General features: G+C 77.0%; 12 protein-coding genes and 1 pseudogene. 6 read left to right on the forward strand and 7 right to left on the reverse strand.

Annotated elements, in window-relative coordinates; translation table 11 throughout:
- Positions 1 to 108 precede the first annotated feature (108 nt).
- Positions 109 to 645 (reverse strand): GNAT family N-acetyltransferase, encoded by a 537-nt coding sequence (locus ACFV4G_RS14865; RefSeq protein WP_380440200.1) that lies wholly within the window; start codon positions 643 to 645, stop codon positions 109 to 111.
- An 89-nt stretch (positions 646 to 734) separates the two neighbouring features.
- Between ACFV4G_RS14865 and ACFV4G_RS14870 the strand changes: the two genes are divergently transcribed.
- Positions 735 to 1,313 carry a GNAT family N-acetyltransferase gene (locus ACFV4G_RS14870; protein ID WP_380440202.1) on the forward strand — a complete coding sequence of 193 codons (579 nt, stop codon included), beginning with the start codon at positions 735 to 737 and terminating at the stop codon, positions 1,311 to 1,313.
- A 91-nt stretch (positions 1,314 to 1,404) separates the two neighbouring features.
- Here the strand turns inward: ACFV4G_RS14870 and ACFV4G_RS14875 are convergent, their stop codons facing one another.
- Together ACFV4G_RS14875 and ACFV4G_RS14880 are read right to left on the reverse strand one after the other, a co-directional pair.
- Positions 1,405 to 1,920 (reverse strand): ricin-type beta-trefoil lectin domain protein, encoded by a 516-nt coding sequence (locus ACFV4G_RS14875; protein ID WP_380440204.1) that lies wholly within the window; start codon positions 1,918 to 1,920, stop codon positions 1,405 to 1,407.
- 115 nt (positions 1,921 to 2,035) lie between these two features.
- Positions 2,036 to 2,455, reverse strand: coding sequence for a hypothetical protein (locus ACFV4G_RS14880; RefSeq protein ID WP_380440206.1), 420 nt, complete (start codon positions 2,453 to 2,455; stop codon positions 2,036 to 2,038).
- Between the two features lie 199 nt (positions 2,456 to 2,654).
- Here ACFV4G_RS14880 and ACFV4G_RS14885 point away from each other — a divergent pair, with 199 nt between their 5' ends.
- The 4 genes from ACFV4G_RS14885 (at position 2,655) to ACFV4G_RS14900 (ending at position 4,461) form a co-directional block, all read left to right on the forward strand.
- Complete coding sequence (locus ACFV4G_RS14885; RefSeq protein ID WP_380440208.1) at positions 2,655 to 3,098, forward strand: hypothetical protein; 444 nt, start codon at positions 2,655 to 2,657, stop codon at positions 3,096 to 3,098.
- A 68-nt stretch (positions 3,099 to 3,166) separates the two neighbouring features.
- Entirely contained in the window at positions 3,167 to 3,577 is a 411-nt protein-coding gene (locus ACFV4G_RS14890) for a DUF3040 domain-containing protein (RefSeq protein ID WP_380440209.1), read from the forward strand.
- The gene (locus ACFV4G_RS14895; RefSeq protein WP_380440211.1) at positions 3,577 to 3,876 is read left to right on the forward strand and encodes a PRC-barrel domain containing protein; all 300 of its coding nucleotides are present in this window, start codon (positions 3,577 to 3,579) and stop codon (positions 3,874 to 3,876) included. The genes ACFV4G_RS14890 and ACFV4G_RS14895 overlap by 1 nt, the downstream gene beginning before the upstream one ends.
- Positions 3,877 to 3,879: 3 nt before the next feature.
- Entirely contained in the window at positions 3,880 to 4,461 is a 582-nt protein-coding gene (locus ACFV4G_RS14900; RefSeq protein ID WP_380440213.1) for a type 1 glutamine amidotransferase domain-containing protein, read from the forward strand.
- Positions 4,462 to 4,554: 93 nt separating this feature from the next.
- On the opposite strand, the gene ACFV4G_RS14905 is transcribed toward ACFV4G_RS14900, so the two are convergent.
- Both ACFV4G_RS14905 and ligD read right to left on the reverse strand, forming a co-directional pair.
- Complete coding sequence (locus ACFV4G_RS14905; RefSeq protein WP_380440325.1) at positions 4,555 to 5,406, reverse strand: DNA ligase; 852 nt, start codon at positions 5,404 to 5,406, stop codon at positions 4,555 to 4,557.
- 54 nt (positions 5,407 to 5,460) lie between these two features.
- Positions 5,461 to 6,339: pseudogene (gene ligD / locus ACFV4G_RS14910) on the reverse strand (non-homologous end-joining DNA ligase); the annotation flags it as partial.
- 161 nt (positions 6,340 to 6,500) lie between these two features.
- On the opposite strand from ligD, the gene ACFV4G_RS14915 reads away from it, so the two are divergent.
- Entirely contained in the window at positions 6,501 to 7,484 is a 984-nt protein-coding gene (locus ACFV4G_RS14915; RefSeq protein ID WP_380440215.1) for a DUF2690 domain-containing protein, read from the forward strand.
- A 19-nt stretch (positions 7,485 to 7,503) separates the two neighbouring features.
- Here the strand turns inward: ACFV4G_RS14915 and ACFV4G_RS14920 are convergent, their stop codons facing one another.
- Positions 7,504 to 7,848: an MmcQ/YjbR family DNA-binding protein gene (locus ACFV4G_RS14920; protein ID WP_380440217.1), complete on the reverse strand. Its 345-nt coding sequence runs from the start codon at positions 7,846 to 7,848 to the stop codon at positions 7,504 to 7,506.
- A gap of 5 nt (positions 7,849 to 7,853) precedes the next feature.
- Positions 7,854 to 8,294, reverse strand: coding sequence for a VOC family protein (locus ACFV4G_RS14925; protein ID WP_380440218.1), 441 nt, complete (start codon positions 8,292 to 8,294; stop codon positions 7,854 to 7,856).
- Between the last annotated feature and the right edge of the window lie 299 nt (positions 8,295 to 8,593).

Consider the following 8,593-nt stretch of genomic DNA (forward strand, 5'->3'; position numbering starts at 1 on the left):
GGCCGCACCCCACCTCCCCCCCCCCCCCGTAACTCCACCTCAATAACACGCCGGCCCCCCCCCCCCCCCCCGCCCCCCCCCCCCCCCCCCCCCCGTCCGCCGGCCTCGTCACCAGAGGTCGCCGGGCCGCCAGTCGCAGGTCAGCAGGCCGGTGAGGTCCAGCGGGGCGGTGCCCGGCAGGACGAACACCCCGCCCTCGTCGTCCGGCGTCGGCCGCTCCCCGCCGTGCCGGGTCGCCGCCGACAGCAGGCCGTCCCACCGCAGCCAGCCGCGGTTCGCGTAGAACTCGACGGCCGCGTCCGACGAGCTCAGCGCGCCGAGCTCGTACCCGCCCCGGACCAGGCCCGCGACCGAGCCCATCAGCACCGAGCCGTGCCCGCGCCCCTGCCGGGCGGCCCGGACGGCGACGCCCTCGACGTAGCCGGTGCGCACCTGTCGCCCGTCGTGCCGGAACACGCGCGGCACGACGGCCGCGTGCCCGATCAGCACGCCGTCCTCGCGCAGGAGCGCGTGCACGCCGCCGAGCGCGTGCTCCCAGTCGGCCTCGGTCAGGTCGGCGCCGAACACCTCGAACAGCAGGGCCCGGGCCTCGTCCAGCGTGGATGCGTCCAACTCGGCCGTGCGGGCCGTCAGTAGCTCGATCACCCGGCGATCCTCGCACGACCGGACCGCCGCGCCGCCCGCCACCGGAAAACCGCTGGCGGGGCGGGCAGGGCGCGGGATAGGAAAGTCGGATGAGCACCGACCAGCGGACCTTCCGGCGCACCGTCCTCGACCTCGGGGACGCCGTGCTCCGCCCGTGGGACCGCGCCCTCGACCTCCCGGGCGGCACCGTGCCGGCCCTCGTCGCCGCGGCGGCCGATCCGGTGATCGCCCGCTGGAACCCGCTGGGCACTGACGACCCGTCCGCCGCCGAGGCCTACCTCGACCGCTGCGACACCACCTGGGCCGAGGGCCGCACCGGCGCCTTCGCGATCACCGACGCCGCCGACGGCACCCTGTGCGGCAACGTCGCCCTGTTCTGGCGGGACCGCGAGGACGGACTGGCCATGATCGGCTACTGGCTCCTGCCCGCCGCCCGCGGCCGGGGCCTGGCGACCCGCGCGACCCTCGCCGTCGCCCGCTGGGGCGTGGAAACCGCCGCCGCGCGCCGCCTCGAACTCGCCCACGCCGTCGGCAACGACGCCTCCTGCCACGTCGCCGAGCGCGCCGGCTTCCGGTACGAGGGCACCCTCCGTTCCTCCTACCGCTACCCCGGCCGCGACTACAACGACGAGCACCTCCACGCCCGCCTGGCCGACGACGCCTGGTGATGCCCGGTGACGTCCGGTGATGCCCGGTGACGTCCGATGACGCGCGGAGCGGCCCGCACGGGGGTGGCGGGCCGCTCCGGTCCGGCGGCCGTCAGCCGCTGACGGGGGCGCCCGGCGCGTGGAAGTACCACTGCTGGGCCGGCGTGGTGAAGTTGCAGGTGTAGATCTGCAGCTGGGTGCCGTCCTGGGTGGTCCCGCCGGGGACGTCCAGGCACTTGTTGGACTGCGGGTTGATCAGGACGGGGCCCTCGTACTGGACCCAGCGCTGGGCCTCGGTGCCGTTGCAGTCCCACAGCTGGACCTTCGTGCCGTCCGTCGTGCCGCTCGCGCTGACGTCCAGGCACTTGCCGAGCGCGGACAGGGTGACGCCCGTGAAGTCCGGCCTGTTGGTCACGGTCCACGACTGGGCGCCCGTGCCGTTGCAGCCGTAGATCTGCACCGGCGTTCCGTTCGCCGTACCGCTCCCGCGGACGTCGAGACACTTGCCGCCGACCCCGGTGATCGTGGTGCCCGCATCGGCGCTGGCCGTGCCCGGCAGGGCCGCGACGGCGATCGCGGCGGCGGCCAGCGCGCCCCAGGCGTGGCGCTTGCGTACGGGATTCCTCATGGTCGTCCTCTCGGAATGTCGGGCCGGCGTGCTGCCGGTGCTCGACGAGGACTGTGGCCGGGGCCCGTGGACGCGCGGTCGACGAGGGCGTTGACGGGCCGTCTACCGGGGACGTCTACGGACGGCCGCGGGCCTTGTCGTACACCGACCGCAGCCACGGCTCGCGGACGGCCGGGAGGCGGGCCGGCGTGCGCAGGAGCAGCGCGCGGTCGGGGCGGAAGCCGGACGGCGGGCGCGGCGGCAGGGGGTCGTCGCGCTGGACGCCCGCGGGTAGCCCGCCGGTCGCCGGGACGCGGGCACCGTCGCGGGGGGAGGCCAGGTGGGCCCAGACCTCGGCGTCCAGCGGCACGGCCACGCACGCACCGCTGGGCCGCCACACCTCACCGGTCAGTGGGTGCCGGGGGACGAGGACGAGGTCTGCGCGGGGCGCCGGCACCCCGGGGCCGGCCAGGGCGAGCGCGCGCACCGGCGGGCCGGCCGGGAGCAGCGCGTCGAGCGTGGGGCCGAAGGCGGTGGCGACGAGTCCGTCGGGCACGGCCACCCGCGGGGCGCCAAACGGGTTTCCGCCGCCCGCACGGGAAGTCGGACCGGCCGACTTCCCGCGCACGCGCCGGGGCCCGGAAACCGGTGGCCGGCCGGCAGCGCGCCCGGTGGGGCGGAGGCCTAACCTGGAAGGGCGCGTTCCGTTGCGCGGCCCACGTCCGCGCGCGGTACCGGAAGGGAAACGGTGGCCCATGACCGTGGTCTCGACGGCACTCTTCGGCACCGACTGGCGCTCCGCGCCGACCGGTGCCGCGGACCTGCTGCGCGAGTGCGCCGCCCGGGGCTGGACGGTCGTCCTGACCGGACCCGGCCCCGCCGGGGCGCCCGTACTGACCGTGGCCACCCCGGGGAGCGACCCCGAGCGGGCCGCCCTCGACCTCGTCGGCGGCGGCGCCGACCACGCCGTGTACGTCGCCGGCAGCGTCCGCGAGGTCCTCGCCGCCCGCCGTGCCGGGCTGCTCTGCCTCGCCCTGGAGTGCGGACGGGACGACGCCGCCGACCTCCGGGCCGCCGGCGCGGCCGAGGTCCACCGCGACGCCGTCGCCCTGCTGCGGGTACTCGACGACAGCCTGCTCGCACGCCCCCGGGCCTTCGGACCCGTCGGCGCGGGAACAGGCCGTCCCGGAGGCGGTTAGCGCAGGCCCGTACCGGGCAACCGCCCGGGTACGAGCACGTCACCGGAAGTTTGTCGGAGGTGACCGAGATGGACGGACCCTCGCTGAGCGGACGGGAACGGCGGCTCCTCGAGGAGATCGAGTCCGGGCTGCGCCAGGACACCCGCCTCGACCGGAAACTGAGCACCATGGGTGCCAAACGGCCGGGCCGGGTGCGCACGGCCGTGCGCCGCACGGCCCGCCGGATCCCCGCCGGGGTCGTGCTGACCGCCCTCGTCATGACCGCGATCTGCCTGAGCGTCGGCGTGCGGACGCCGACCGTCGCCGTGCTCACCGCCCTCGGCGTGGTCTGGGCGGCCTCCCTGGCCGTCGCCGCCGCCGCGGCCGTCCTGCTGCGCCGCCGCGCCGGCGCCCGGCGCCGCGACCCGCTCGACCGCCCGGACGGCCCCGACCGCCCCGAGGGGCGTGAGCGGCGGCCCTGGGACAAACCGGAGGTGTGATGACCACGGACCTGTGGGAGTACCGCCCGGGCTCCCACCAAGCCGCCGAACTCGGCCTGGCCGGCTACGAGGTGGAGGCGACCGACGGCCCGCTCGGGCGGGTCGAGCAGGACGCCGGCGACCACCTGCTGGTCGATGCCGAGCCCTGGGTGCCGGGCTCCCGGGTGCTCGTGCCGGTCGCCCTGGTCGCCCGGATCGACCACCTGGAGCTCGTCGTCCACCTCGACTGCCCGCGCGCCCGGGTGAGTTCCGCCCCGCCGCCCGCGGCCGTGGACGTCCTCGGGCACCGCCCGGGGTGAGCCGTGCGCTGGCCCACCACGACGCTCACCGGCCGGACCGTCGCCTTCCTGGTCGCGCCCTACGGCGTGGAGGAGATCGAACTCACCTCCCCCTGGCAGGCGGTGGCCGAGGCCGGGGGCACGCCGCGACTGCTCTCCACCGCACCGGGCCGGGTGCAGGCCGTGCGGCACCGGGCACCGGGTGACACCTTCGCGGTGGACGCGGTCGTCGCGGACGCGGAGGCCGCCGGGTACGACGGACTGGTCCTGCCCGGCGGCGTCGCGAGCCCCGACCACCTGCGGCAGGACCGCGACGCGGTCGCCTTCGTGCACGCCTTCTGCGCCTCGGGCCGCCCGGTCGCGGCGATCTGCCACGGGTCCTGGACCCTCATCGAGGCCGACGCCGTCCGCGGCCGCACCCTCACCTCCTGGCCCAGCCTGCGCACCGACCTCGTGAACGCCGGCGCCCACTGGATCGACGCCGAGGTCCACGTCTGCCACGAGGGCCCCGGCCCCCTGGTCACCAGCCGCAAGCCCGCCGACCTCCCGGTCTTCGACGACGCCCTGGTCACCGAGTTCGCCCACGCGACGGAACGGCGGAAGTGACCTGGGAGCCGGGGCCCTTGCGGCGGGGGTGAGCGCCGGGAGTTCCGAGCCCGTCGACCGGCCACCGCCCGCCCACCGTCCGGGTGTCGGCCGTCAGTCACCCCTCAGCCGGGTGTAGGTGGCGGTGGGCGGGCGGCCGGTGAGGGTGAGTTCGGCGCGCAGGGGGCTCGTGAGGGGGTGGACGGTGCCGTGGGCGGGGTCGTGGACGGGCGGGGCCAGGTAGGGGTGGGCGGCCTCGGAGATCTGGGCGGCCTGGAGGGCGGTGAGCCGCGGGGTGGTGAGCAGGACGCGGCCGTCGTCGAGTTCGACCACGAGGGCGTGCGGCCTGGCGGCCGGGCCGGTGAGTGCGCGGACGAGGGCGTCGACGGTGTCCGTGCGGCGGTACTTGACCCAGACCCGGCCCGCTCCCTGCGCCCGGTACGCCGAGCCCGCGGCCTTGCAGACCAGGCCCTCCACCCCGGTGGCCGCGAGGCGTTCCATCCAGTCCAGGGCCTCCGTGCGGTCGGTGGTGGCCATGACGGGCTGGATCGGTGGCGGGACGTCCGCGAGCGCGGCGAGCAGCAGGCGGCGGCGGTCGGCGAGCGGCAGCCGGCGCACGTCGCGGCCGGGGAGGGCGAGGACGTCGAAGGCGATCAGCCCGAGCGCGACGTCGTCGCTCGCGCGGGCCTGGCGGGTGCGCAGCAGTTCCTCGAAGGCGAACCGGCCCGCGCGCCAGGCGACCAGCTCGGCGTCGAGCACGAGCCCCTCGGGCAGCCGGGCGACGGCCGCGGCGATCGGCGGGAACTCGGGGGCGAGGTCCCGTCCGCTGCGGGACTGGAGGTAGGCCGGGCGGTCCCCGCGGGCGAAGGCGAGGCAGCGGAAGCCGTCCAGTTTGAGTTCGTACTGCACGCCCCCGCCGCCGAGCCCGTCCGGCGGCGGGACGGCCGGGACGGCGGCCGGGCGCATGACGTCGACGGGCGGCCGCAGCACCTGGCGGTCGGGCTCGGGGGACGGCGCGGCGGGGAGGGGCCGGGCGTGCTCGGGGTCGAGCAGCGGGGCGAGGAGGTCGCCGTGGGCGGCGAGCCGTTCGGGGACGTCGGCGAGGGTGAAGACCAGGTCGTCCTCGGAGTCGGCCTCGGCGAGCTCCTCCCAGGTGACCGGGGTGGACACGGTGGGCTGCGGGCGGGCGCGCAGCGTGTACGGGGCGGCGGTGGTCTTCTTGGCGTTGTTCTGCGACCAGTCGACGAAGACCCGACCGGCCCGGCGGGCCTTGGCCATGGTGTGGACGACGAGGTCGGGGCGGTCCGCCTCCAGGGCGGCGGCCAGCGCCTTGGCGTAGGCGCAGACGCGGGCGCTCGAGGTGGGTTCGATCGGGACGAGCAGGTGGAGGCCCTTGGAACCGGAGGTCTTGGCCCAGGCGGCGAGCCCGTCCGCGGCCAGGCGTTCGCGGAGCAGCCCGGCGACCGTCCGGCAGGTGAGGACGGTCGCGCCCTCGCCCGGGTCGAGGTCGAGGACCAGCCGGTCGGCCAGCCCGGGCGCGGCGGCGTGCCACTGGGGGACGTGCAGTTCGAGGCAGCCGAGGTTGGCGGCCCAGAGCAGCGCGGCGCCGTCGTCCAGGAGGACCTGGCGCAGGTCGCCGCTGTCGCTGGGCACCTCGGCCGTGCGGATCCAGCGCGGGGTGCCGGCCGGCGGGTTCTTGGCGATGAACACCTCGGCCTCGACGCCGTCGGGGCAGCGGAGGAAGGACACCGGGCGGTCGTGCAGGTGGGGCAGGAGGGCGGTGTGGACGGCCGCGTAGTAGCTGAGGACCTCGCCCTTCAGGGTGCCGGTCCGCGGGTAGTAGACCTTGTCCAGGTGGGAGAGCGCGAGGGTGCGCCCGTCCACGACCATCTGCGGCATGGGCCGCCTCCGAAGCCGTCGGTGTGGCCCCCGCTGCCAGTCTGCCCGGGGTGCGGGGCGGGCGCGAGCGTGGCTTTCCGTGTACGCGCCCGCACGGTCGGTGGGGCGGTTATGCTGCCGACGGTTCGCGAACTGACGCTGCGTCAAGGGGGATCGGGGCGATGGTCGGTGACTGGCGGGCCCTGCCGGCGAGGCTGGGGCCGCAGGAGCGGGAGCTCGTGGCGGGGCTGCGGGCGCTGAAGGACGGATCGGGGCTGACGCTGGCCGAGCTGGCGGCGAAGACGCACTACAGCAAGTCGTCCTGGCACCGGTGGCTGAACGGGGAGCGCGTGGTGACGGAGGCGGCGCTGGCCGCGTTCGGCGCGCTGGCGGGGGTGCCGGCGGAGCGGTGCGCCGCCCTGGAGGCGCTGCGGGTGGCGGTTGCCGGGGCCGGCGCGACGGAGGCCGCGGCGGAGTTGCCCGGGCCGGCGGAGCCGCCGTCGTGGCCGGAGGAGGGGGAGCCGGAGCCCACGGCCCGGCCGCGCCGGACCTGGTGGTGGGCGGCGGCGGCCTCGGCGGCCGGTGTCGCCGCGGTGGCCGGGGCGCTCGCCCTGAACGATGGCGGCTCCGAGCGCAGCCCGGGGGCCGCCGCGATGACGGGCACCGCCCGGGCCACCGCCCAGGCCACCGCGCTGTGCGAGGCCGCCGGCTGTGTCGGGAAGGACCCGCAGGCGAGCGGCTGCGGATCGGACGCCACGACGATCGCGACCGCCAACGTGCGGCAGATGACCGTCTACGTGCGCTACAGCCGCCGCTGCCGGACGGCCTGGGCGAAGCTGACGGACGCCACGGCGGGGTACCGGGCGACGATCACCAACTCGGCGGGGCAGAGCCAGACCGCCCTGGTCCACTGGGGGTACGACGCGTACTCGCCGATGGTGGACGCGTCCCAGAACGACAGCCGGATCCAGGTCTGCGGCGAGCAGCCGGACAACAGCCGCAACTGCACCCCGGTGATCATGGACCCGGCGACGGCGCCGGTGGTTCCGGTCCCGACGCCGGCCGCGGCCACGGGTGCGAGCGCGGCCCCGACCCCGACCTCCCCCGCCACCGACTCCCCGGCGCCCGCTCCGAGCCCCGACGCGGCGGATCCGACGCCGCAGTGACGCCGGAGGGCGGCTCCCCTCAGCCGGGCGAAACGAGGGCGTGGGCGTCCCCGACGAGATCCTCCACGCGCTCCCAGTCGACGGGCACCGCGTCCAGGTAGACGCCCACCCAGCCGCGGTGCCCGACGTACGGCGGGCGGAAGTACCGCTGCGGGTCCCGCCCGGTCAGCTCCGCCTGCACCCCGTCCGGCGCGGCGCACCAGAAGGCGAGCCGCTCGTCGTGGTGGTGGTCGGCGAGCATGACGAACACCCGGGCCCGGCGGCCGGCGCCCGCGAACCAGGTCGGCTCGCCGTGGCCGACCCGCTCCGCGGTCTCCGGCAGGGCGAGGCACAGCGCCCGCAGGCGGTCGACTGGCGTGGGCATCGGCCTCACCCGTTCTGCGGGGCCGACGGCCGCGGGGAGCCCGGGTAGGTGCCGAAGTACCAGCGGTTGCCCTCCGGGTCGGCGGCCGCGAAATCGCGCGAGCCGTAGTCGGTCTCGTGCAGCCCCGTGGTGATCCGGGCGCCGGCGGCGACGGCCCGCGCGTGGACGCCGTCCGGGTCGGCCGTGACGACGTAGGCGCTGAACGTGCCCGGGCGGCCCGGCCAGGTCTCGGTGCCCTCGGGCGCGTCCCGCTCCGAGCCGAGCATCACGCCGCCGCCCTCGGGCCAGGCCAGTTCGGCGTGCGCGACGAACTCGCCCTCGCCGTACGCCACGACCTCCTCGAAGCCGAAGGCGTCGGCCAGGAAGCGGATCAGGGCGCGCGCGTCGTCGGCGCGCAGCGTGGGCCAGACCTGCGGGGCGGGGGTCTTCGCGTCGGTGGTGTCCATGGCTGCCTCCTGCGGTGGTGGGTGCCGGCCGGTCGCCGTCACGCCTCCCACTCTGCGACCGGGTCGCCCGCCCCGCCTTGGACGTTTCGGAACCGCTTCTCCTCCGGCCCCTCCGCCGCCAGCCACGCGCTCGGCGCCGCCCCGGCCAGCGCGCGGGCCACCCGGGGCCCGGGGGGGGTGCCTGTGGGGCACGTCCGCCCGAGCCGGGTCGTCGGCGGGGCCGCTCTCGGCCGCGTGTGCCGCCCCGCCGCCGTCCGCCGGGGCCGGCCCGGGGTCCGGGTCCATGGCGACCTCCCGGA

The organism is Kitasatospora sp. NPDC059747, assembly GCF_042732955.1.
In the GTDB taxonomy this organism is placed as follows: domain Bacteria; phylum Actinomycetota; class Actinomycetes; order Streptomycetales; family Streptomycetaceae; genus Kitasatospora.

Coding starts and splice junctions, on each gene's coding strand:
- ACFV4G_RS14875 (WP_380440204.1), bottom strand. CDS start 1,920: ATGAGGAATCCCGTACGCAAGCGCCACGCCTGGGGCGCGCTGGCCGCC.
- ACFV4G_RS14890 (WP_380440209.1), top strand. CDS start 3,167: ATGGACGGACCCTCGCTGAGCGGACGGGAACGGCGGCTCCTCGAGGAG.
- ACFV4G_RS14895 (WP_380440211.1), top strand. CDS start 3,577: ATGACCACGGACCTGTGGGAGTACCGCCCGGGCTCCCACCAAGCCGCC.
- ACFV4G_RS14915 (WP_380440215.1), top strand. CDS start 6,501: ATGGTCGGTGACTGGCGGGCCCTGCCGGCGAGGCTGGGGCCGCAGGAG.
- ACFV4G_RS14905 (WP_380440325.1), bottom strand. CDS start 5,406: ATGCGCCCGGCCGCCGTCCCGGCCGTCCCGCCGCCGGACGGGCTCGGC.
- ACFV4G_RS14925 (WP_380440218.1), bottom strand. CDS start 8,294: ATGGACACCACCGACGCGAAGACCCCCGCCCCGCAGGTCTGGCCCACG.
- ACFV4G_RS14885 (WP_380440208.1), top strand. CDS start 2,655: ATGACCGTGGTCTCGACGGCACTCTTCGGCACCGACTGGCGCTCCGCG.
- ACFV4G_RS14920 (WP_380440217.1), bottom strand. CDS start 7,848: ATGCCCACGCCAGTCGACCGCCTGCGGGCGCTGTGCCTCGCCCTGCCG.
- ACFV4G_RS14870 (WP_380440202.1), top strand. CDS start 735: ATGAGCACCGACCAGCGGACCTTCCGGCGCACCGTCCTCGACCTCGGG.